We start from the raw sequence: 23,220 nt of genomic DNA on the forward strand, positions 1-23,220 counted from the left end.
GCCACCGGGTTTCGGGGACGGCAGCGGGCCGGGCGATCCGCGGTGGGATCGCCCGGCCCGTGCGGGGTGCTGCTCAGTGCTGGTGGTCGCCGGCCGGCTCCTCGGTGGTGGGGGCGGGGTCGGCGGTGCCGTCGGCCGTCACGGTGAAGGCCGCCGTGCGGACGGTGTCCTGGTGCTTGAAGTCCAGGAAGAGGCGGTAGCTGCCGGTGCTCGGGGCGGTGGTGGTGAAGCCGATCTCCGGACCCGGAGTGGTGGTGTCCGGGTGGACGTGCAGGTAGGCGAGGTCGCCGGCGCGCAGTGCGACCAGGTGGCCGTACGCGCCGAGGTAGGGCTGGAGGTCGGTGACGGGCTTGCCGTCCTTGCTGACGCTCAGGGTGAGCCGGCTGCTGCGCCCGGGCTTGAGGTCGCCGCCGAGGGTCACGGTGTAGCCGTCGACGGTGACGGTCCGTCCGGTCGCGGGTAGCGGGGCCGGGCGCAGGTCGCCCGCGGCGTGCAGGTCGGCGCCGAGGGTGAGGCCCCCGGCGGCGCCGGCGGGGGTGAAGTCCGCGAAGACCCGGTACTCCCCGGCGGCGGGGACGGCGGTCGGGGCGCTCCAGGTGCCGTCGGCGGACAGCGTCGGGTGCAGGTGCTGGAAGGTCGACAGGTCGCGCGGGGCGACGATCAGGTGCAGTTCCTTCTCGTGCTGCTGCTGGTAGGCGGTGACGGGCTTGCCGTCCGTGCCGAGGATGCGGAACCGCAGGTCGGTGGGGGAGCCGGCGGTCACGAAGGGGTTCTCGACGCTGAGGGTGTAGCCGCCTTCGGAGACCTGCAGCCCGCCGGGCAGGTGCTCGGCGGCGCCGCCGCCCGATTCCTCGGCGTGCTCCGCGTGCCCGGCCATGGCGGGCTTCGGGGAGGGGCCGCCGCTGCCGGTGGCGTGGCCGACGCCGAGGGCGAGGCCGAAGGCGGCGGCGAGGCCGGCTGTGAAGGCGGTGACACGCAGAGCGGTGTTCATGGCGGGGTTCCCCTCGGAAGGACGTACGGAGTGGTGGAGCGGGTTCAGGCCCGCATGAGCCGGGCGATGGCCTGCGAGGCTTCGGCGATCTTGGCGTCCGCCTCGTTGCCGCCGCCCGCGATGGCGTCGTGGACGCAGTGGGCGAGGTGGGAGTCGAGCAGGTGCAGCGCGACGGACTGGAGGGCCTTGGTGGCGGCCGAGACCTGGGTCAGCGTGTCGATGCAGTAGGTGTCGGTGTCGACCATGCGCTGGAGGCCGCGGATCTGGCCCTCGACGCGGCGCAGTCGGCGCAGGAGCTGGTCCTTGTCGGCGTGGTAGCCGGCCATGCGGCCCTCCTCAGGGTCTCCGGGTGGGCGGCCCGGCCGTGCGGGCGCGCCCTGTGGCTCGATGCCCCCTGAGTGAATACCCCGTGGGGGTATCAAGTCAAGCGGATCCCCGCCTCGAAAAATACCTGCCTGGGGTATTGCTCAAGGCTTGCGACCGATACCCCTCAGGGGTATAAATGAACCCGGCACCGCCCGATACCCCTCCTAGGTATGAAGGCCCGGCCGCCGAACGTACCGCACGACGACTGTCACGAGGAGCGACGATGACTACGCAGGCACCCGCCTCCGCGGAGGTGGAACTCTCGATCGGCGGAATGACGTGCGCCTCGTGCGCGGCCCGCATCGAGAAGAAGCTCAACCGGATGGACGGGGTCACGGCCAGCGTCAACTACGCCACCGAGAAGGCGAAGGTCTCCTTCGAGGGCGGCGTCGAGGTCGCCGACCTGATCGCCACCGTCGAGGCCACCGGCTACACGGCCGCGCTGCCCAAGCCTCCGGTCACCGAGGGCGCGGACGCCGGGCAGGCCGAGCCGGCCGACGAACTGGCCCCGCTGCGCGAGCGGCTGTTCACCGCGGTGGCGCTCGCGCTGCCGGTCATCGCGATGGCGATGGTGCCGGCCCTCCAGTTCGACAACTGGCAGTGGCTGTCGCTGACCCTCGCCGCCCCGGTCGTCACCTATGCCGCCTGGCCGTTCCACCGGGCCGCGTTCACCAACGCCCGGCACGGCGCCGCGACCATGGACACCCTGGTCTCGCTCGGCACCACCGCCGCGTTCCTCTGGTCGCTGTGGGCGCTGTTCTTCGGCGACGCCGGGATGCCGGGCATGCGGCACGGCTTCGAGTTCACCATCGCCCGCAGCGACGGCTCGTCCAACATCTACCTGGAGGCGGCGGCCGGCGTCACCGCCTTCATCCTGGCCGGCCGCTACTTCGAGGCGCGCTCCAAGCGCACCGCCGGGGCCGCCCTGAAGGCGCTGCTGGAACTGGGCGCCAAGGACGTGACGGTGCTGCGCGGCGGAGCCGAGGTGCGCATCCCGATCGCCGACCTCGCAGTGGGTGACCGCTTCGTGGTCCGGCCGGGCGAGAAGATCGCCACCGACGGCGTGGTGGTCGAGGGCGCCTCGGCGGTGGACGCCTCGATGCTCACCGGCGAGTCCGTCCCCGTCGAGGTCGGGGTCGGCGACAACGTCACCGGCGCCACCGTCAACGCGGGCGGACGCCTGGTGGTCGAGGCCACCCGGGTCGGCGCCGACACCCAGCTCTCCCGGATGGCCAAGCTGGTCGAGGACGCGCAGAACGGCAAGGCCGCCGCGCAGCGCCTCGCGGACCGGATCTCCGCGGTCTTCGTCCCGATCGTGATCACCCTGGCGGTCGCCACCCTCGGCTACTGGCTGGGCACCGGCGAGGGCTGGACCGCCGCCTTCACGGCAGCAGTGGCCGTGCTGATCATCGCCTGCCCGTGCGCCCTCGGCCTGGCCACCCCGACCGCCCTGCTGGTCGGCACCGGCCGCGGCGCCCAGCTGGGCGTCCTGATCAAGGGCCCGGAGGTCCTGGAATCCACCCGCAAGGTCGACACCATCGTCCTGGACAAGACCGGCACCGTCACCACCGGCCAGATGACCCTGCTCGCGGTGCACGCCGCCGAGGGCGTGGACCAGGCCGAGGTGCTGCGCCTGGCCGGCGCCCTGGAGCACGCCTCCGAGCACCCGATCGCCCGGGCGATCGCCAACGCCGCCGCCAAGGCCGGCGAGCTGCCCGCCGTCGAGGGCTTCGAGAACGTCCCGGGCCTGGGCGTCCAGGGCGTGGTGGACGGCCACGCCGTGGTGGCCGGCCGGGAGGCCCTGCTGAACGAGTGGTCGCAGTACCTGCCCGAGGCGCTGGCCGAGGCCAAGCGCACCGCCGAGGCGGCCGGCCGCACCGCGATCGCGGTCGGCTGGGACGGCGAGGCCCGGGCCGTGCTGGAGGTCGCCGACGCGGTCAAGCCGACCAGTGCCGAGGCCATCGGCAGGCTGCGCGCACTGGGCCTGACCCCGGTGCTGCTGACCGGTGACAACCGGCTGGTCGCCGAGGCCGTGGCGGCCGAGGTCGGCATCGGGCCGGAGCACGTGATCGCCGAGGTCATGCCGCAGGACAAGGTCGACACCGTCAAGCGACTGCAGGCCGAGGGCAAGGTCGTGGCGATGGTCGGCGACGGCGTCAACGACGCGGCCGCGCTCGCCCAGGCCGACCTGGGCCTGGCGATGGGCACCGGCACCGACGCCGCCATCGAGGCCGGCGACCTGACCCTGGTCCGCGGCGACCTGCTGGCCGCGGCGGACGCCATCCGGCTCTCCCGCAAGACCCTGGGCACCATCAAGAGCAACCTGTTCTGGGCCTTCGGCTACAACGTGGCCGCCCTCCCGCTGGCCGCGGCCGGCCTGCTCAACCCGATGATCGCGGGGGCCGCGATGGCCTTCTCCTCGGTCTTCGTGGTCGGCAACAGCCTCCGGCTGCGCCGCTTCCGCTGAGCCGCCGATGCCGAACCCCCGGCTGAAGAACCGAGCCACTCTCCACCGCCGGGCCGAGGCCCCGGAGCCCCGCCAGGGTTCCGGGGCCTCGGTGCGTCCGCCGCCGCCGACTTCCGCCGGCGGATCACACCCCCTCCGGCAGCTCCACCGCCTGCCAGCGGTACGCCGCGTCCTCCTGCCAGACCTGCAACTCGCCCTCCACCACCGCCGCCAGGCACAGCCGCCAGTCGTCGCCCATGGCCAGCGCGACCCGGGTGGCCGGGCGCAGCGTGGGCCGCCACCAGCGCGGCCGCCGGGAGGCGCCGCCGGCCGGAAGCCGCAGCCGTACGCCGCCCGCGCCGGCCAGCGCGACGGTCGGGCCGCCGCGGTGGCCCACCATGGCGATGCCGAGCGAGGGCTCGCCGTCGCCGATCTCGGTTCCCGCCCCGGCCGCGCCGAGGGTGTGCAGCTGGGCCGAGCCGTCCGGCCGCAGCGTGGCGGCCTGCGGCCCTGCGGAGGTACGGGCCAGCGCCCCGGCGCGCAGCGGGCCGGCCGGGCCGACCGGGGCGGGCGGTCCGGCGGCGCCGGGACGCCAGCTCAGCACTCGCTCGCGGTGCTCCACCAGCAGCAGCCAGGAGCCGGGCCGTTCCTCCTCGGCGGCGAGCACCCGGTCGGCCGGGCAGCCGGGGTGCTCCTGGCCGGTGAGGGTACGGCCGGGCGCCCAGCGGTAGGAGCGCAGTGCACCGCCGGCGGCCGTCCAGACCGTCATCTCCCCGGCCGAACCGACCGCGCCCGCCAGGCCGTTGACCCCGCGCGCCGCCTCCCACCAGCCGGCCGCCGTACCGGCCCACAGGGTGCCGCCGCGGTCCTCGGCCCAGACCACCAGCTCCTCCTGGCTCCCGGCCCAGCCGGCCGCCAACTCCCGTACGGCGGACGGGCCCTGGCCTGCCGGGAGCCTTCGGCCGAGCCGGCCCGGCCCGGCCAGCGCGGTGCCGTCCGCGCCGCCGGTGACCACCAGCGGCCGCCCGGCCGGGTCGGGCAGCACGGCCAGACCCGCGGTGCGGGCCACCGGCCGGTGGGCGCGCAGCAGTTCACGGCCCCGCTCGGCCCACGGGCCGAGAGGGGAGGGGCGGCGGTCCGGGTCGCGGGCCAGCGGCTCACAGGCCCAGCGCGCCAACTCCTCGCTGTAGCCCGCCGCCAGCAGCTCGGCGCGGGCCTGCTCGGCGGCCAGCCGGTGGTCCAGACGGCCGTGGTCGGGCAGCAGCAGGGTGCGGGCGAGGGTGCCGACCGCGAACAGGTCCTTGGCGGTGGTCGGGAAGCCGCCCACCTGCTCGGCCTCGGGCGGGACGTGCCCGGGGGTGAACACCGCGACGGTCAGGGTGTGGTCCAGCGGGGCGAGGAAGGTCAGGTCGATCAGCTTGACCTGCCCCTGGCCGTCCACCATGACGTTGGCGGGGGAGATGTCGCGGTGCACCCAGCGCTTGCGGTGCAGCTCGTCGACGATCCGGCAGAGCCGGGTCAGCACCTCGGCCACCGCCGACGGGCCGCCGCGCTGGCCGCGCGCCCACGTGTGCAGCGGCGCGCCCTCGACCCAGGGTGAGATCTGGTAGGCCAGCAGCGCGCCGCCGGGCGGGGTGCCGGGCCGGTGCGGGGAGGGGCCGAGCAGGAAGCTGGGCACCACCAGGTCGGTGACGCCGAGCCGGTGCGCGTTGTGCGAGACGTCGTCCCAGCGGCCGAGCCAGCGCCGCACCTCGGTCGGGTCGCGCTCCAGCATGATCTTCGCGGCGACCAGCTCCTTGCGCCCGTTGTGCCCGGTGCGAACCGCCCGCCACACCTCGGCCTCGCCGCCCCGGTGGTGGAACTCCAGGAGTTCGTACTGCTCGGGGTCGAACTCCGGCCCGAACCGGAGCCCGGGCACCCAACGCGACTCCGACACACGACCCCCGACGCTTCTGACCGCTGTTGATGTGCTGCCGTGCTGCTGCTGATGTGATGCCCAGGATAGTGCTCTTTCCTGTTCGTCTGTCCGATCGAGGGCCTATTCTGATGGCGTTCGATCAACATCACGACACAACGTCAACTCAGGATCTCCAGAAGCGAGTTGATCATGGAGTGGGCGGTTTCCGAACACAGGGGGACGGTGCATGGTGCTGTTAGCGGTGCTGCTGGTCGTGGTGGCGCTGACCGGTGCGGCCGCCGTCGTGTCGGCCCGCCGCCGACGGGCCCTGGACGCCGCAACGGTGGCGAAGGCACTGGCCGCGGCCGCCGAACGGCTCGCCGCCGGCCGGGCCGCCCAGGCCCGCCGCCGCTACGCCCGGCTGGCCCGCGAACTCGCCGACGGGCCCGAGGAACTGCGCCCGCAGCGCGGCCTCGCCCTGCTCGGCCAGGCCGAGGCCACCGTCCCCACCGGCGACCAGCAGGCCACCCTCGCCCTGCACCGCGAGGCCTACCCGCTGCTCGCCGACCCGTCCCGGCAACTGCCCCGGTGGAGCCTGCGCTGCCTCGCCGAGGAACGGATGCAGGCCCCCGACGGTGACCTCGGCCCGCTGCTCGCCTTCCTCCAGGCCACCGCCGCCGGCGCCGAGCCCGGCGAGGAGGCCGAGGCCGCCGCCCGCACCGTCGACTGGCTGCAGTACCACTGCCGCGAGGGCGCCCTCGACCAGCGCGAGCACGTCACCACCCTCGCCCTCGCCGCCCTGCCCGGCCGGGACTGGCCCGTGCTCGCCCGGGCCGCCCTGCTGCGTGCCACCGCCCGGGCCGCCGAGGCCGAGGCCCTGCTCGCCGCCGCGGCCCCCGCCGGCAGCGGCGAACTGTGGTTCCGCTGGGGAGCCCAGCTGTACACCCTGCACCGCGACGAACCCGCCGTCACCGCCTTCGACGAGGCGCTGCGCCGTGGCCCCGGCGAGCCCTCCCCGTGGGGGCGCGGCGCGGCCCTGCGCACCGACGGCCTGCTCTTCCGCGGCCTGGCCCGCCAGCGCCTCGGCGCCACCGAGGAGGCCTGGGCCGACCTCGCGGCCGCCGTCGTGGCGAGCCCGACCGACCCCCGCCCCCGTTACGCCCTCGGCCGGCTCGCCCTGCTGCTCGGCGCCGACGAGCCGGCCCGGGAGCAGTTCGCCGCCGCCCTGACCGTCCAACCCGACTTCGCCCCGGCCCGGTTCGGCCTCGCCCTGGTGCACGAACGGGCCGAACGCCCCGCCGAGGCCGCCGCCGACTACCGGGCCGGCCTCGGCCGGGCCCCCGACTGGCGCCCGGCCCGGGTCCGGCTCGGCGCCGCCCTGCTCGCCGCCGGGCAGGCCGAGGAGGCCGAACCGATCCTGCGCGCCGAGGCCGACACCGACCCGGGCACCCGCTGGACCGCCATCGCCGCCTTCCACCACGGCCTCGCCCTCGCCCGCACCGACGACCCGGCCGGCGCCCTCGCCCGCTGGGAGGCACTGGACGACGAGGAGCTGAACCCCCGCCGGGCCCTGGCCCGCGACCGGCTCGCCCGCACCCGGCTGGCCACCGACCCGACGGCCGCCCGCGAACTCTGGCAGCAGGCCACCGCCGAGCACCCCGCCGCCCCCGGCTACCGCGCCGCGCTGCGCGAAGCCGCCCTGCGCGAGGCCGCCCACCTCCTGGTCACCGGCCGCGACCACGCCGAACCACGCCGCCGCGCCGCCGCCGCGCTCGCCCTCGCCGACACCCTGCCCGGCGCCCTCACCCACCGCCAGGCCCGGCTGCGTGCCGCCCTCGCCCTGGCCGAAGGCACCCCGGAGCCGGTCACCGCCCTGCTCGACGCTGGCAGCGGCCGGCGCGACCGCTACCACCTGGCCGCCGTCGCCCTGCTGGCGGGCCGTCCGGCCCGGACGATCGCCCTGCTCGGCCCGCCCGACCCGGCCGGCGACCCGGCAACGGCCCGGCTGCGTGCCCTGCTCGCCGAACGAGCGGGCAACTGGGCCGCCGCCCTGGACTGGTACCGGAACTTCCTCCAGGCCGGCGCCGCCCCCACCGGGGCGCCGGCCGGCGACTGCGCGCTCTGCGACCGCCCCGCCACCGGCACCTGCGGCGGCTGCGGCCGTGAGGCCTGCACCGACCACCAGCACACCCCCGAAGCCGCCGCCTCGCCTCGCTGCGTGCGCTGCGCCGCCCCCGCACTGCGCGCCGTCCTCGACTGCGCCCGCTGGGCCGGCACCCCCGAGCAGGCCGAACCCGTGCTCGCCCGCTGGGCCGAGGCACTCGGCGACGGAGCCGCCGCCGCGCCCGTCCGGCTCGACCTCGCCCTGCTGCGCGCCGAACTCGGCCGGCTGGACGAGGCCCTGGCCGGCCTGCCCGCGGACGCCCGGACGGCCCGCGCCGCCGTCCTGGTCCGCCGGGCCGGCGCCGCCCTGGACGCCGGCCGGCCCGGCCCGGCCGCCGTCGACCTGCGCCAGGCCCTCGGGCTCGCCCCCGGTCACGCGAGCACCGGCCACGAGACACCCGGCCACGAGACACCCGGCCACGCGAGCACCGGCCACGAGCTCCCCGGCCACGAGCGGGTGGCCGGCGCGCTCGTCCTGCTCGCCGAGCACGAGGCGCACCAGGCCGCCGCCGACGGCCGCCACCGGGAGGCCTGGGAGGCCTACCGCGAACTGCTGCTCAAGGACCCGGCCCACCCCCGGCTGCTGCACGCGCTCGGCCTGGCCGGCTACCGGCTCGCCGCCGGCTCCGACACGCCCGACGAGGAGGTCTGGGCCTGGACGCTCGGCAGTCTCGTCGCAGCCGTGCACCAGCCCGAGCTGTGGGCCGAGTCCGCCCGGATCACCGGCCGCACCGCCGAGCCCCAGCGGCTCGCCGCCGCCCGCACCGGACTGCTCGACCGCCTCCGCGACGACCTGCGCGCCCTGGACCGGACCGCCGGGCGCAGCGGCGACGAGGTCACCGCCTGGACGCTGCGTCTCGGCCTGGAGGCGCACTGCGCGGACGCCTTCGCCCAGGAAGACGTCCGGATCACCCTGCCCGGCCGCCCGACCCGCCGCCTCGCACTCGGCCCGGCCCTCGACCGGCTGCTGCGTGCCGAGCCCGGACCCGCCGGCTGGGCCGAGGCCTTCGAGCAGGCCGTCCGGCCCTGGCGTCGGCCCGCCGGCCCCGACGCGCCCGCGCCCACCCGGGCCCTCGGCCTGTTCGGCGACCTCGGCGCGCAGCGCTACCTGCAACTCCAGGGCCGGCAGGCCGCCGCCGTCGCCGCCCTGGACGCGGTGCCCGAACAGCGGCGAGGCGAGGACTGGCAGGCCCTGCTCGGCGAGTCGCTGGTCAGCCAGGCCCGCGAGCACCACCGCAACCAGGACTGGCGCGAGGCCCTGGACAGCCTCACCCGCGCCCGGGCCGTCCCCGGCGCCCGGCTGCCCGCCGACGCTGCCGCGATCGCCGCCGAGTCCGGCGTCCGGGCCGCCCGCGCGCTGCTCAAGAACAGCCTGGACGACCAGGCCGGAGCCGCCGAACTCCTGGAGAAGGCACTGGTGTTGGCCCCCGACGACCCCGAGGTGCGGGGCGACCTCGGCGCCACCTACGCCCAGTGGGCACGCAAGATCAACAACGAGGACAAGGACTACCCCCGCGCCCTCGCCCTCCTGGAGAAGAGCCTGGAGCTGGTCCCCGGCGACCCGACCGCCCGGCACTTCCTGGAGGCAGCCCTCGGCAACCGGGCCGGCCAGCTCAGCCGCCCTGACGCCACCGACGCGGAGCTGGAGGAGGCCGCCGACGCCTGGCGGGCACTGATCGAACTCAACCCCGACCCGGACAACCGGCTCGGCCTCGCCTTCGTGCTGCGCCACCTCGCCCGCTCCGCCGCTTTCGCCGACGACCGCCGGCGCGCCGTCGAGTGGATGGCCGAGGCGCTGCGCGCCGACCCGGAATGGGAGGGCGAGGTCGACCACGAGGCCCCGCGCCGGGTCTCGGTGATGCTCGCCAACCACGTGGTGGACGACATGCAGGACCAGCCGTTCACCGCCCAGGCCGCGATGCTCCAGAAGGCCAAGTCCTACGACGACTCGGTCGACATCCGCCGGCTGATGGTCAGCGTCTGGCGCGGCGAGGCGATCGGCCACTACGAGGCCCGCCGCTACCCCGAGGCCATCCGGCTGCTGGAGGAGGCGCTCGGCCTGTCCCGCACCCCGGAGGACACCGCCAAGCTGCACCGCGAACTCGGCATCGTCCACGGCTCGTTCGCCGTCCAGCGGGCCAACGCCCGGCAGCTGCGCGAGGCCCGCGACCTGGCCCGCAAGGCCGTCGAGCACAACCCGGACGACGCCGAGCTGCGCGCCATGCAGCGGCGGATCAACTCGCTCTACTGACGGCAACCGCACGGCAGTTGGAGTCGTCTTGGACCGTACGCCGCAGCCGTGCCGGCACCCGCGCCGTCCCCGCCACCGTGAGGAGAGAGACCGCCCGCCATGCCACTGCACGAACCGTCGCCGTACGAGGTCCTGGGCATCCCGCTCACGGCCGGCGTGCGCGAGATCAACCTCGCCGTCGGACCGGCGATGCGGGCCGGCCGGTACAGCCGCCAGCAGATCCAGGAGGCCGCCGCGCTGCTGCGCAACCCGGACCGGCGCCTGGAGGCGGACCTCCAGCAGCCCCTCCCGCCGGAGCCGGTCGACCAGGCCGCCGAGCTGCTGGCCCCCGCGCTCGCCGAACCGCTGCTGGTGATCGAGCGCCCGCCGCTGCCGCCCGCCGCCCTGCCCGCCCTCCACCGCGCCGAGCTGGCCGCCGACTTCGCCGAGCCGGCCCCCGGCGGCGCAGACTCCGAACCGCCCGTCCCCGCCCGCTACGCGGCGGACCTGTCCGTGCTGCCGCAGATCGAGGTTCCGGAATGACCGACGTACCCACCGACGTACCCACCGCCTCCCTGCTCGACGGCCGTCGGCGGCTGGAGGTCCCGCCCGGCGTCGAGGACGTCGACCTGGAGCAGGCGTTCGGCCGGCTGCTCTTCCGGGCGTCCCTGCTGGGGAGCAAGCTGACGGAGCAGAAGCAGGCCGCCCGGGCCGAGCAGCGCGAACTGCTGGGCATCCTGGTCGAGGTGGACGACGCGCTCGCCGCGCTCCGCCTGAACCCCGAACTGGTGGCGCTCGGGCGCGGCGACGGCCTGGAGGCCACCCGGCGGCGGCTGCTCGGCCAGCTCGCCAAGGCCAAGGTGCGGCCGATGCGCCTGGAGGGCATGACGGCCGACCCGGACCTGACCGAGATCGTGGGCACCGAGGCCCGGTCCGGCGTGGCGCCGGAGACGGTGGTACGGACGGTGGTGACCGGGTTCTTCTGGGGGGACGAGGTGCTGCGCCGGGCCCAGGTGGTGGTCGCCGCACCGGAGCCGGACCCGGACCCCGAACCGCAGGACGGGCCGGCGGCGGCCTCGACGGAGGCGGTCCCGGCGCTCCCGGAGCCGGCGGGTGTCGAACCGGGGGCACCCGAGGTCACCGGGGCCGTCGAGCCCGTCGAGCCCGTCGAGCCCGTCGAGCCCGTCGAGCCCGAGATGTCCGAGGCCGTCGAGGCGGAGGCGCCCGAGACGCCCGAGACGCCCGCGACACCCGAGAAGCCCGAGGAAGTCGAAGCCGTCCCGCCCGCCACCGCCACCGCCGCGACGGTCACCCGCGCCCAGCCCAAGGCGGCCCCGCCCCGGGCCCACCGCCGGGGCAAGGCCGCGGCCAAGCACGCCAAGCGCAAGAAGTAGCCAGGACCACGAGGGGCAAGAGGGGAACGACATGTACCGCACACTCGGCATCGACCTGGGCACCACCAACTCCGTGGTCGCCCACCTGCGCCGGGGCGAGCCGGAGATCATCTTCAACCGGCAGAACCAGGAGGCCACGCCCTCCGTGGTCGGCAGCGGCCGCAAGGGCGAGCTGCTGGTGGGTTCCACCGCGCGCAGCCGGATCGCCATCGACGGCGCCAACGTGATCCGCTCGGTCAAGCGCTTCATGGGCCGCAAGTTCAAGGACCCGCAGGTCCAGGCGGCCCTGAAGGAGGTGGACTACAAGGTCACCGCGGGCACCGACGGCGACGTCAACGTCTGGTTCAACGGCCGCTCGTACACCCCGATCGAGATCTCCGCGATCATCCTGCACCGCCTCAGGGAGGACGCCGAGCAGCGCTTCGGCGAGCCCTTCCACCGGGCCGTGATCACCGTCCCCGCGTACTTCGGCGAGCGGCAGGTCGCGGCCACCCAGGAGGCGGGCCGGATGGCCGGCCTGCACGTGCTGCGGATCATCAACGAGCCGACCGCCGCCGCCCTCGCCTACGGCATCACCTCCGAGGCGGGCGACGAGGGCAGGACCGTCCTGGTCTACGACCTCGGCGGCGGCACCTTCGACATCTCCATCCTGCTGCTGGTGCCCGGATCGGTCTCGGTGCTCGGCATCGAGGGCGACAACCTGCTCGGCGGCGACGACTTCGACCGGGGGATCACCACCGCGCTGCTGGAGGACATCCGGGAGGAGTACGGCTCGGAGTACCAGCCCGACCTGCGCGACCGTCCGAAGATCGCCGCCACCGCCGAGACCATCAAGATCGAACTCTCCAACCAGGAGTCCTCCGAGGTCATCCTGCCGGGCCTGGGAGCCGGGCAGCTGGTGCTGGAGACGGAGTTCGAACGGGCCCGCTTCGAGGAGCTGATCGAGGCCCGGATCGAACGCACCATCGAGCTGACCCACAAGGCCATCATGCAGGCCAACCTGACCGTCGGGGACATCGACGAGGTGGTGCTGGTCGGCGGCTCGACCGCGATCCCGCTGGTCGCCCGCAGGCTCGGCGAAGTGTTCGGCCCCCGCCGGATCCGGCGCGGCGTCAACCCGATGCAGTGCGTGGCGCTCGGCGCGGCCGTGCAGTCCGCGCTGGTCGGCGAGGTGGAGTGCCCCGAGTGCCGGGCCCCCGGCGACCTGTCCGCCTCCAACTGCGCCAACTGCGCCACCACCCTGCTCGGCGGCTCCCGGGTCTCCTGCCCGACCTGCCACATCCCGGTCGACGCCGACGCCGCCGCCTGCCCCAAGTGCGAGCAGGCCCTGGACGGTTCGGGCGGCGGCGCGACGGTCCCGCAGCAGACCCGGGCCACCACCGTGGTGCACGGTGACAACTGCCCGCGCTGCGGCACCCCGGCCGCCCCCGGCGTCACCGCCTGCGAACTGTGCGGCGAGCCGCTCAACTCGGCCGCCCCCGGCCACACCAGGGTGGCCACCAGCGCCGCCGAGGACGTCGGCCTGCGCTGCGCCGCCTGCGGCGTGGTCAATCCGCCCGGCTGCGAGGTCTGCCCGGGCTGCGGCGAGCTGGCGCAGGTCACCAACCCGTTCGACATCACCCCGAAGAACCTCGGCATCGAGCTGAACGACGGCCGCCTCGCCGTCATCATCCCCAAGAACACCAGCTACCCGACGAGTTCGCCGGTCAGCCGGGAGTTCGTGGTCTCCGGCAGCGGCCGGCAGCGGCTGGAGGTGGCGGTCTACGAGGGCGAGCACGAGATCGCCCAGCAGAACGAGCTGATCGGCCACCTCACCCTGCGGCTGCCCGAGGGCCTGGGCGGCCGCACCCCGGTGGAGGTCTCCTTCGGCCTCGACCGGGACCGCACCATCACCCTGTCGGTGCGGATCCAGGGCGGCGCCGAGAAGACCGTCAAGCTGGAGCGGGTCACCCTCGACCCCGAGCTGAAGGTGCAGGTCGAGGAGCAGCAACGGCAGGTCGAGTCCTTCACCGACCGCTGGGGCGGCGAGCTGACCGAGGCCGAGATGCGCGAGACGCAGCGGCTGATGGACACCCTGGACGACCTGGCGGCCGGGCAGACCCGCGGCCAGTCGGTGGACGCGGCGCTGGAGCGGGCCCAGCAGCAGCTCAGGGCCCAGCGCTGGGTGCGCGGCTCCGAGGCGTACCTGAGCCTGTTCATCCACTACTGCGAGAAGCACCTCGACCCGAGCGACCTGGACCGGCTTCGGTCGGTGGCCGCCGAGCTGCGGCTGCGCCGCGAGGCCGCCGACTGGGAGGGCGCGATGCGCGCGGCCCGGAAGGCGGACGAGCTGTGCGACTCGCTCGGGCACACCATGCGGATGCTCACCATGTGCAACGTCTACGTGACCCAGAACATGGTCTCGCCCGCCCTGGCCCAGCTGATCATGGCCGAGCTGCGCGGGCTGGACGCGGCCGTGGAGGCGCCCAACATGGCGGACGTCAACCGGCACATGTCGAACCTGCTGGCCCTGTACGCGCAGGCGGAGCGGGAGCTGGGCAGCGAGCCGGCCCAGGAGTCGCTCGGCCCGGTCCGGCCGGAGGAGGCGGGGCCGCGATGAGCACCGTGGACGCCTTGTCGGGGGCCCCCGAGGTGCTGTGCCCGCTGTGCAGGGTACCGGCGGACCCACAGACCCTGCGCTGCACCTCCTGCCGGGAGGACCTGTCCGTGCTGTTCCGGCTGCGTTACGCCGGACGGATCGACTACAACCGGGCGCTGGACGCCCTGGCGGCCGGGGACCGGGCGCTCGCCCTCGGGCTGCTGCACCGTGCGGTGGCGGCCGAGCCGGGGCTGGACCCGGCCCGGGCGCTGCTGGAATCACTGAGCGTCGCCGCTCCCGTGGCCGCGGCGCCGGCGGGCCGGGAGGGCGACACGCCCTAGGCCGGGGCAATCCCGGCGTGCCGAGGAGCGGATCGCTTGTGATCGATGGCGGGTGTGATCGTCACACTCGAAATCGCCACCCTCACAAGGAGCGTCGCCATGCGCATGCGTACCACCCTCGCCGCCACCGTCCTCACCGCGGCGGCGGTCCTCGCCGGAACCGGGACCGCCGTCGCCGACGTCACCGCCAACGGTGTCGCCGCCAACTCGCCCGGCTTCCTGTCCGGCAACCAGTTCCTGATCCCGATCAACGCCCAGACCAACGTCTGCGGGAACGTGATCGGCGTCGTCGCGATCGCCAACCAGGCCTCCAGTGGCCCCTGCATCAACGTCAACTAGTGACCCCGCGCGCTGGGGCCGTCCGTCGAAGGCGACGGACGGCCCCAGCGCCGTGTCCGTACCCCCGTTCGGGGGTGGCGGCGCGAGGCGAGGGCCACGACCATGGTCCCTGTCCCGCACCGCCGTCCACAGGAGCCAGCCCGTGCCGACCACGCCGACCCCACGCAGCTACGCCTCGGGCACCTCGGACGTCCCGCTGCTCGGCGACACCATCGGGGAGAACCTCGACCGCGCGGTGCGCGCCTTCCCCGAGCGCGACGCCCTGGTCGACCGGGCCACCGTCCGCCGCTGGACCTACGCCCAACTCGCCGCCGACGTCGACGCGCTGGCCCTCGGCCTGCTGGAACTCGGGATCGCCAAGGGGGACCGGGTCGGCATCTGGGCCCCCAACTGCGCCGAGTGGACCCTCACCCAGTACGCCACCGCCAAGCTCGGCGCGATCCTGGTCACCGTCAACCCGGCCTACCGCGCCCACGAGTTGGAGTACGTGCTGAACCAGGCCGGCATCCGGCTGCTGGTCGCCGCCGAGCGCTTCAAGACCTCGGACTACGCCGGGATGATCGAGGAAGTCCGGCCCCGCTGCCCCGAGTTGGAGCGCGTCCTGCTGCTCGGCAGCCCCGCCTGGGACGCCGTGCTCGCCGCCGGGAGGTCGGCCGACCCCACCCGACTCACAGAGCGCCAGGGCGAGTTGGCCCCCGACGACCCGATCAACATCCAGTACACCTCCGGGACGACCGGCTTCCCCAAGGGCGCGACGCTCTCGCACCACAACATCCTCAACAACGGCTACTTCGTGGGCGAGCTGCTCGCCTACACCGAGCAGGACCGGATCTGCATCCCGGTGCCCTTCTACCACTGCTTCGGGATGGTGATGGGCAACCTGGCGGCCACCTCGCACGGCGCCTGCATGGTCATCCCGGCCCCCTCCTTCGAGCCCGGCGCCACCCTGGCCGCCGTCGCCGCCGAGCGCTGCACCTCGCTGTACGGCGTGCCGACCATGTTCATCGCCGAGCTGGCCGACCCGGACTTCGACCGCTACGACCTCGGCAGCCTGCGCACCGGCATCATGGCGGGCTCGCCCTGCCCGAGCGAGGTGATGAAGGAGGTCATCGGGCGGATGGGCATGACACAGGTCTCCATCTGCTACGGGATGACCGAGACCTCGCCGGTCTCCACCCAGACCCGGGTCGACGACCCGGTCGAGCGGAGGGTCACCACGGTGGGCCGGGTCGGTCCGCACCTGGAGGTCAAGGTGATCGACCCGGCCACCGGCCTCACCGTCCCGCGCGGCGAACCCGGCGAGCTGTGCACCCGCGGCTACTCCGTCATGCTCGGCTACTGGGGCGAGCCCGAGCGCACCGCCGAGGCCGTCGACGCCGCCCGCTGGATGCACACCGGGGACCTCGCGGTGATGGACGAGGACGGCTACCTCGCCATCACCGGCCGGATCAAGGACATGGTGATCCGCGGCGGCGAGAACCTCTACCCGCGCGAGATCGAGGAGTTCCTCCACACCCACCCGGACATCCTCGACGTCCAGGTGATCGGCGTCCCCGACACCAAGTACGGCGAGGAGCTGATGGCCTGGATCCGGATGCGGGAGGGCGCCGAGCGGCTCACCGCCGAGACCGTCCGCGCGTACTGCACCGGCCGGCTCGCGCACTTCAAGATCCCGCGCTACGTGCACGTGGTCGAGGAGTTCCCCATGACGGTCACCGGGAAGATCCGCAAGGTCGAGATGCGGGCGGAGGCCCGGCGCATCCTGGGACTCTGACCGGGGCCCTCCGGCCGGGTGTGTCCGGGGAGCGCGGTGGCCCGCCCGGCGGGAGAGTGTGATCATGCCCCTCGACGTCACAGTGGAACGCCTGATCCCCCTCCCGCCCGCCACCGTCGCCGCCTACGCGATGGACTGGCGCCACGACTCCGAGTGGACCGGGGCCATCCGCAGCGCCACGCTCACCCGGGAGGCCGACACCGGCGGCTTCGGGGTGGGCGCCGAGGTCACCCGGAGCGCGCACTTCCTGGGCCGGCCGACGAGGTACGTGCTGCGCGTGGCGGGCTACCACCCGCCGACGGTGCTCGACATGGTCCCTGTCGCCGGGCCCCTGGCGATGCGCGTCACCTACACCTTCGAGCCCACCCAGGCCGGCACCTTCGCCCGCATCCGCGTCCGCAGCTGCTCGGCCGGCCTCCAGTGCCTGGCCTGGCCCCTGCTCGCCCTCCCGGTCCGTGCCGACCTGGCCGAGGACCTCCGGGTGCTGGAGGCCCGACTGACCGGGTGACCGCCGTCCGGGTTCCGGCCGCCCTGCAAACCTGCGTCTTCCGTTCTCCCCGCTCGGATAGGGTGCGCCGACACCACAGCCGGATCGGGAGAGGTACAGCGCATGAGTTCGTCGCCGACGGCGGCCGGGCCGGGGGAGTTGCGGCGGCACCTGGGGGTGTCCGACGCCGTGGTGATCGGGCTGGGCTCGATGATCGGCGCGGGCGTCTTCGCCGCGCTCGCGCCCGCGGCCGGGGCCGCCGGCTCAGGGCTGCTGGTCGGGCTGGCGGTGGCCGGCGCGGTGGCGTACTGCAATGCGACCTCCTCGGCCCGGCTGGCCGCCCGCTACCCGCAGTCCGGCGGCACATACGTCTACGGCCGGGAGCGGCTCGGCGAGTTCTGGGGGTACCTGGCCGGCTGGGGCTTCGTGGTCGGCAAGACCGCCTCCTGCGCCGCGATGGCCCTCACCGTCGGCTCCTACGTCTGGCCCGCCCAGGCCCACGCCGTCGCGGTCGCGGCCGTGGTGGCGCTGACCGCCGTCAACTACGTCGGCGTGCAGAAGGCCGCCTGGCTGACCCGGGCGATCGTGGCCGTCGTCCTGGCGGTGCTCGCCGCCGTGGTCACCGCCTGTCTGACGAGCGGCGAGGCCGACACCGGCCACTGGGTCATCGGTGCGGACGCCGGCTTCCACGGTGTGCTCCAGGCCGCCGGCCTGCTGTTCTTCGCCTTCGCCGGGTACGCCCGGATCGCCACGCTGGGTGAGGAGGTCCGCGACCCGCAGCGCACCATCCCCCGGGCGATCCCGCTGGCCCTCGGCATCACCCTGGTCGTCTACGCCGCCGTCGCCCTCGCCGTCCTGGCCGTGCTCGGCCCCGAACGCCTCGCTCACTCCGCCGCGCCGCTTGCCGATGCGGTCCGGGCGGCCGGGGTGCCGGGGCTGGCCCCGGTGGTGCGGGCCGGTGCGGCGGTCGCCGCCCTCGGCTCGCTGCTCGCGCTGATCCTCGGCGTCTCGCGCACCACCCTGGCGATGGCCCGCGACCGTCACCTCCCGCACCCACTGGCTGCTGTCCACCCCCGCTTCGGCGTCCCGCACCGTGCTGAGCTGGCCGTCGGCGCGGTGGTCGCCCTCGCCGCGGCCCTCGGCGACGTCCGTGGCGCGATCGGCTTCTCCTCCTTCGGCGTCCTCGCGTACTACGCCGTCGCCAACGCCGCCGCCTGGACCCTCACCCCCGCCAAGGGCCGCCCCCCGCGTGCCGTCCCGCTCCTCGGCACGGCCGGCTGCCTCGTCCTCGCCTTCGCCCTCCCCGCCGCCTCCGTCCTCTGGGGCGCCGCCGTCCTCGCCCTCGGCGCCGCCGCCTACTTCGCGCGCAAGGCCCTCACCCGCCGGGCCTGAGCCCGGGAACGCCGACGGCCGGCGAGGGCTGCTGCCCTTCGCCGGCCGTCCGCGATTCCGTTCCGGTTACCGCGCGCCCCACTCCCGGTCGGTGGAGACGGTTTCGCGGCCGAGCGGCATCAGCGAGACCGGGATCATCTTCAGGTCGGCCCACCCGAAGGGGATGCCGATGATCGACAGGAACAGCGGAATGCTGGTGATCAGGTGCCCGAGCGCCAGCCACCACCCGGCGAACACCAGCCGGATGACGTTCCCCACGCCGGACGCCGGCCCGGCGTCCGGCCGCTCCACCGCCGTCCGCCCGAACGGCCACAGGATGAACCCGGCGATCCGGAAGGACGCGATGCCGAACGGAATCGTTGCCGGGCGCTCCGGTTCGCGCGGCGAGCGTGCTGCGGTTCCGGCTTCCGATCGGGGCGGTAGCGGTAGCCGGCGGTGGTGTCGGCGACGGTGATGGTCTGGCCGGTGCCGGCTGACTTGGCGACGCTTCGCCTGCGTGCCGTCCCGACGGCACGCAGGTCCGGCGGACATGATCGGGACGACGTACATCGTCCAATGACGAGCGAGAGCAGGAGGTTCCTGATGGCCGCTGCCGGATTGTCCTTCGATGTGGTGAGCATCGAGAAGCCCGATGACGTGAATGTGATCATCGGCCAGTCGCACTTCATCAAGACCGTGGAGGACGTGCACGAGGCAATGGCCGGGGTGGGCCCGCACCTGCGCTTCGGAATCGCCTTCTGCGAGGCGTCCGGCGCCTGCCTGGTCCGCCGGTCCGGCAACGACGACGAGTTGGTGCCGCTCGCGGTACGCAACGCGCAGGCGATCGGGGCCGGCCACTCCTTCGTGATCCTGCTGCGTGGCGGCTACCCGGTCAACGTCCTCAACGCCGTCAAGCTCGTGCCCGAGCTGTGCGGAATCTTCTGCGCGACCGCCAACCCGGTCGATGTCCTGCTGGCCGTCACCGATCGGGGCCGCGGCGTGATCGGCGTGATCGACGGCGTACCACCGGTCGGGGTCGAGACCGACGAGGACGCCGCGGACCGCCACAGCCTGCTGCGCCAGATCGGCTACAAGCTCTGAGCTCGACGTCCTGTCTCCTGCCCGGTCGCATGCCTTCGGCGGCTTTCGACCCTCGGAACCCTCGAAGCTGACCGCTACTCGCCGGCCCCGCCGTCAGGGGCCCGGTGACCAGGGGCGCGGGCCACCGGTTCCGCGCCCGTGGTGTTCCCGGAAGCGGCTTGCGGTGGTGGTGGAACATCCGCCACCGAGGGAGAGAAAGTTCTACCTCGGATACGCCAAACAATGCCAATGTGCCGAAACGCCGCCGCTTCTACCGTTGACACCAGTTCGCGTGAGGTGCGTGATCAACCGGGTGGGAGTTCCAGTGCAGACTCAGGAGAGCGATCAGCAGGCAGTGGCCGTCCGGCTGGAAGCGGTCGAGAAGATCTACGGCAAGGGCGACAACGAGGTGGCCGCGCTCAAGAGACTGAGCATGACCTTCGACACCGGCAGCTTCACGGCCGTGATGGGCCCCTCGGGATCGGGCAAGAGCACCTTCCTGCACTGCGCCGCCGGTCTGGTCCAGCCCACTTCGGGCAAGGTGCTGGTCGGTGACACCAACCTCGCGGACCTGGACGAGGTGCGGCTCACCAAGCTGCGCCGCGACCGGATCGGCTTCATCTTCCAGTCGTTCAACCTGCTTCCGGCCCTGACGGTGATGCAGAACATCGTGCTGCCGCTCCAGCTGGCCGGCAAGCGTCCGAACAAGAGCCAGATCCTGATGGTGGTCAACCGGGTCGGTCTGGCCGACCGGCTCGACCACCTGCCCGGCCAGCTCTCCGGCGGCCAGCAGCAGCGCGTGGCGATCGCGCGCGCCCTGGTGACCCGGCCCGCCGTGGTCTTCGCCGACGAGCCGACCGGCGCCCTGGACACCCGTACCGCCGCGGCCGTGCTCGGCCTGCTGCGCGAGTCGGTGACCGCCGGCGGGCAGACCCTGGTCATGGTCACCCACGACCCGGTGGCCGCCTCCTACGCCGACCGCGTGGTCTTCCTCGCGGACGGCCGCTTCGTCGGCGAGCTGTACCAGCCGACCGCCGAGGCCGTCGCCGCGCGGATGACCCGGCTCGGCGCCTGGGACGACGAGAACCTCGCGCCCTCCTCCGCCCTGTCGGGGGGTGGCCGGTGATGCTGCTACTGGCTCTGCGCACACTGAAGTTCCGTAAGGCCGGGTTCATCGCCACCTTCGTGGCGATGTTCCTGGGCGCCGCGATCGTGATGGCCTGCGGTGGCCTGATGGAGACCGGGGTCCGGATGGCGGCCCCGCCGCAGCGCCTGGTCGGGGTGCCGATCGTGGTGACCGGTCAGCAGACCTACGACGACACCGTGCTGACCGAGCGCAACCGGATCGACCCGAGTGTGCTCGACACGGTCAGGGCGGTTCCCGGCGTCGGCAGCGCGATCACCGACCTGTCCTTCCCCGCGACCGTGGTGGTGGGCGGCAAGGCGGTCGACGCCGGCTCGAAGGGCCACAACTGGTCCAGCGCCGGGCTCACCCCGTTCACGCTGACCCAGGGCGTGGCCCCGGGCAACGGCCAGGTGGTCCTCGACGCGAAGCTGTCGGCCGATTCGGGCGCCGGGGTCGGCTCCAGCGTGCAGCTGACCGTGCACGGCGCTGCCCGGACCTTCACGGTCTCCGGTATCGCCCACCAGACCACCGGCGAGACGATCCAGCCGAGCCTGTTCTTCTCCGACGCCCAGGCGCAGCAACTGGCGGGTTCCGAGGGCAAGTTCGACTCCATCGCGGTGCGGCCGGCGGCCGGTGTCGACGTTGCGACGCTGGAGCAGGCGGTGAGTTCGGCGGTCAGCGGCAAGGCGATGGTGCTGACCGGCGAGCGGCGCGGCCTGGCCGACCTGCCGGGTACGCTCTCCAGCCGGCAGACCGTGATCATCCTGGCGGCGATCTTCGGCAGTTGGGCGGTCCTGATCGTGATGTTCGGTGTCGCCTCCACGCTCGGGCTCTCGCTCCAGCAGCGGGCGCACGAGATGGCCCTGCTGCGGGCGATCGGCACCACCTCCCGGCAGGTGCGCCGGATGATCCTCGGTGAGACCGCCGTGCTGTCGGTGCTCGCCACCGCCCTGGCGGTCGCCCCCGGCCTCGTCGCCGGCAAGCTGCTGTACGGGCAGCTGACCGGCAACGGCGTGGTGTCCAAGGAGATCATCTTCCACGAGGGCTGGATCCCGATCACGGTCGGCGCCTTCGCGGCGATCGCGGCCGCCATGGGCGCGGCGCTGTTCGCGGGGCGCAAGGCCGCGAAGACCGAGCCGGTCGCGGCGCTGGCCGAGAGCACCCTGCAGACCAAGTGGCTCACCACCACCCGCCTGCTGCTGGCGCTGTTCTTCATGCTCAACGGCGTCACGCTGTCGGTCGTCACGGCCACGGTGATGACCGACGGTCCGACCCTGGCGAGCACCGCGGGACCGGCCTCGGTCCTGTTCGCGATCGGCGTGGCGCTGCTCGCCCCGGGGATCACCAAGGCGATCGTGGTGGCGCTCCGTCGGCCCGTCCGCGCGTTCTCCGGACTGTCCGGGTACATGGCGCTGCGCAACGCCACCACCAACAACGTCCGGATGGCGGGCGCGGTGGCCCCGATCATCCTGCTGATCGGCATCGCCAACGGCACCCTGTACATGCAGGCCACCGAGGACACCGTCTCCGCCAAGAGCTACGAGAACAACGTGCTGGCCGACTACGTGCTCGACTCCTCGACCGGCGGCTTCGCGCCGGGCGTGGTCGGCTCGGTCCGCTCCATCCCGGGCGTGTCCGGCGTCTCCGAACTGGTCAGCTCCATCGGCTTCGTGGACGCCGCAGGCAGCGGCAACACCATGGACCTGCGCGGCGTCTCGGCCAACGGCGTCCAGCAGACCATCGCGCTCGACTCGCTGAACGGGTCGATCGGCGACCTGAAGGGCAACACGGTTGCCCTGTCGGACAAGCAGGCGAAGGACTTCGGCGTCCGCATCGGGGACAACCTGAAGATCCACTTCGGTGACGGCACCGCCGCCGACCCCAAGGTCGTGGCCACCTACGCCGACAACCCCCAGGAGCAGTACCTGCTGCTGCCCTCCGACGTGCTGGCCCCGCACACCACCACCGGCCTGCCGACCAAGATCCTGGTCAAGGCGGACGGCAGCGCCGACCACACCCGGATCCAGTCCCACCTCGACGGCGTGGCGGCCACGGTGCCCGGCACCGCGATCGCCGACCGTTCCACGCTGACCAGCTCCAACAACCAGATCCAGCAGATCCTGGTCTCCTCGAACTACACCATCGTCGCCATGATCGTCGGCTACGCGGCGATCACCGTGATCAACAGCCTGGTGGCGGTGACCCGCAAGCGCCGGGGCGAGTTCGGCCTCCAGCGCCTGACCGGCTCCACCAAGGCCCAGGTGCTGGGCATGCTGAGCGTCGAAGGCGCCCTGGTCGCCGTCATCGCGACCATCCTGGGCACCATCTCCTCGGCGACCACGATCGTCCCGTACAGCCTGGTGAAGGCCGACTCGATCCTGCCGAAGGGCTCGATCGGCATCTACCTCGCGATCACCGGCGGCGCGCTCGCCCTGATCTTCGGCGCGACCCTGTTCCCCTCCTGGAGGGGCATGCGGACGCCGCCGATCGAAGCGGCCAGGTCACCCGCCTGACCGGCACGCCGGGGCCGCTCTTCCGTCACCCCGGACGGAGGGGCGGCCTCGCAGCCGTCTTCCGGCCGGCCGCCGACCGGTCAACTCGTCACGGCTCGTTGAGTTTTAGTAACGTCGCGCTGAT

General features: G+C 73.9%; 17 protein-coding genes. 13 read left to right on the plus strand and 4 right to left on the minus strand.

What is annotated here, in order from left to right:
• Positions 1-73: 73 nt before the first annotated feature.
• A complete protein-coding gene (locus tag ACIRRH_RS29325; RefSeq protein ID WP_403073389.1) occupies positions 74-991 on the minus strand; it encodes a hypothetical protein in 918 nt (305 codons plus the stop codon).
• 44 nt (positions 992-1,035) lie between these two features.
• Complete coding sequence (locus ACIRRH_RS29330; protein WP_403073390.1) at positions 1,036-1,413, minus strand: metal-sensitive transcriptional regulator; 378 nt, start codon at positions 1,411-1,413, stop codon at positions 1,036-1,038.
• Positions 1,414-1,580: 167 nt separating this feature from the next.
• Between ACIRRH_RS29330 and ACIRRH_RS29335 the strand changes: the two genes are divergently transcribed.
• Positions 1,581-3,824, plus strand: a complete 2,244-nt coding sequence (locus ACIRRH_RS29335) for a heavy metal translocating P-type ATPase (protein WP_403073392.1) — start codon at positions 1,581-1,583, stop codon at positions 3,822-3,824.
• Positions 3,825-3,948: 124 nt separating this feature from the next.
• Here the strand turns inward: ACIRRH_RS29335 and ACIRRH_RS29340 are convergent, their stop codons facing one another.
• Positions 3,949-5,721 carry a serine/threonine protein kinase gene (locus ACIRRH_RS29340; RefSeq protein WP_403073394.1) on the minus strand — a complete coding sequence of 591 codons (1,773 nt, stop codon included), beginning with the start codon at positions 5,719-5,721 and terminating at the stop codon, positions 3,949-3,951.
• Positions 5,722-5,947: 226 nt separating this feature from the next.
• On the opposite strand from ACIRRH_RS29340, the gene ACIRRH_RS29345 reads away from it, so the two are divergent.
• The 9 genes from ACIRRH_RS29345 to ACIRRH_RS29385 all read left to right on the plus strand — a co-directional run bounded on the left by ACIRRH_RS29345 (position 5,948) and on the right by ACIRRH_RS29385 (position 18,398).
• Positions 5,948-10,114: a hypothetical protein gene (locus tag ACIRRH_RS29345; RefSeq protein ID WP_403073396.1), complete on the plus strand. Its 4,167-nt coding sequence runs from the start codon at positions 5,948-5,950 to the stop codon at positions 10,112-10,114.
• A 99-nt stretch (positions 10,115-10,213) separates the two neighbouring features.
• Positions 10,214-10,636 carry a hypothetical protein gene (locus ACIRRH_RS29350; protein WP_403073397.1) on the plus strand — a complete coding sequence of 141 codons (423 nt, stop codon included), beginning with the start codon at positions 10,214-10,216 and terminating at the stop codon, positions 10,634-10,636.
• On the plus strand, positions 10,633-11,487 hold the full coding sequence (locus ACIRRH_RS29355; protein ID WP_403073399.1) for a nucleotide exchange factor GrpE: 855 nt from the start codon (positions 10,633-10,635) through the stop codon (positions 11,485-11,487). The genes ACIRRH_RS29350 and ACIRRH_RS29355 overlap by 4 nt, the downstream gene beginning before the upstream one ends.
• 31 nt (positions 11,488-11,518) lie before the next feature.
• Positions 11,519-14,086: an Hsp70 family protein gene (locus ACIRRH_RS29360; RefSeq protein WP_403073401.1), complete on the plus strand. Its 2,568-nt coding sequence runs from the start codon at positions 11,519-11,521 to the stop codon at positions 14,084-14,086.
• Positions 14,083-14,406 (plus strand): hypothetical protein, encoded by a 324-nt coding sequence (locus tag ACIRRH_RS29365; RefSeq protein WP_403073402.1) that lies wholly within the window; start codon positions 14,083-14,085, stop codon positions 14,404-14,406. Before ACIRRH_RS29360 ends, ACIRRH_RS29365 begins: the two co-directional genes overlap by 4 nt.
• A gap of 99 nt (positions 14,407-14,505) precedes the next feature.
• Positions 14,506-14,745, plus strand: coding sequence for a chaplin (locus ACIRRH_RS29370; RefSeq protein WP_403073404.1), 240 nt, complete (start codon positions 14,506-14,508; stop codon positions 14,743-14,745).
• A gap of 142 nt (positions 14,746-14,887) precedes the next feature.
• The gene (locus ACIRRH_RS29375) at positions 14,888-16,519 is read left to right on the plus strand and encodes an AMP-binding protein (RefSeq protein ID WP_403073406.1); all 1,632 of its coding nucleotides are present in this window, start codon (positions 14,888-14,890) and stop codon (positions 16,517-16,519) included.
• 64 nt (positions 16,520-16,583) lie between these two features.
• On the plus strand, positions 16,584-17,027 hold the full coding sequence (locus tag ACIRRH_RS29380) for an SRPBCC family protein (protein WP_403073407.1): 444 nt from the start codon (positions 16,584-16,586) through the stop codon (positions 17,025-17,027).
• Between the two features lie 102 nt (positions 17,028-17,129).
• The gene (locus tag ACIRRH_RS29385) at positions 17,130-18,398 is read left to right on the plus strand and encodes an APC family permease (protein WP_403073408.1); all 1,269 of its coding nucleotides are present in this window, start codon (positions 17,130-17,132) and stop codon (positions 18,396-18,398) included.
• Between the two features lie 66 nt (positions 18,399-18,464).
• Here ACIRRH_RS29385 and ACIRRH_RS29390 read toward each other — a convergent pair whose 3' ends face one another.
• On the minus strand, positions 18,465-18,947 hold the full coding sequence (locus ACIRRH_RS29390; RefSeq protein WP_403073410.1) for a YccF domain-containing protein: 483 nt from the start codon (positions 18,945-18,947) through the stop codon (positions 18,465-18,467).
• A gap of 33 nt (positions 18,948-18,980) precedes the next feature.
• Between ACIRRH_RS29390 and ACIRRH_RS29395 the strand changes: the two genes are divergently transcribed.
• The 3 genes from ACIRRH_RS29395 (at position 18,981) to ACIRRH_RS29405 (ending at position 23,096) form a co-directional block, all read left to right on the plus strand.
• Positions 18,981-19,478 carry an adenosine-specific kinase gene (locus ACIRRH_RS29395; protein WP_403073412.1) on the plus strand — a complete coding sequence of 166 codons (498 nt, stop codon included), beginning with the start codon at positions 18,981-18,983 and terminating at the stop codon, positions 19,476-19,478.
• A gap of 304 nt (positions 19,479-19,782) precedes the next feature.
• Entirely contained in the window at positions 19,783-20,583 is an 801-nt protein-coding gene (locus ACIRRH_RS29400; RefSeq protein WP_403073413.1) for an ABC transporter ATP-binding protein, read from the plus strand.
• A complete protein-coding gene (locus ACIRRH_RS29405; RefSeq protein WP_403073415.1) occupies positions 20,583-23,096 on the plus strand; it encodes an ABC transporter permease in 2,514 nt (837 codons plus the stop codon). The genes ACIRRH_RS29400 and ACIRRH_RS29405 overlap by 1 nt, the downstream gene beginning before the upstream one ends.
• Positions 23,097-23,220 lie beyond the last annotated feature (124 nt).

Source organism: Kitasatospora sp. NPDC101235 (assembly GCF_044767505.1).
In the GTDB taxonomy this organism is placed as follows: Bacteria; Actinomycetota; Actinomycetes; order Streptomycetales; family Streptomycetaceae; genus Kitasatospora.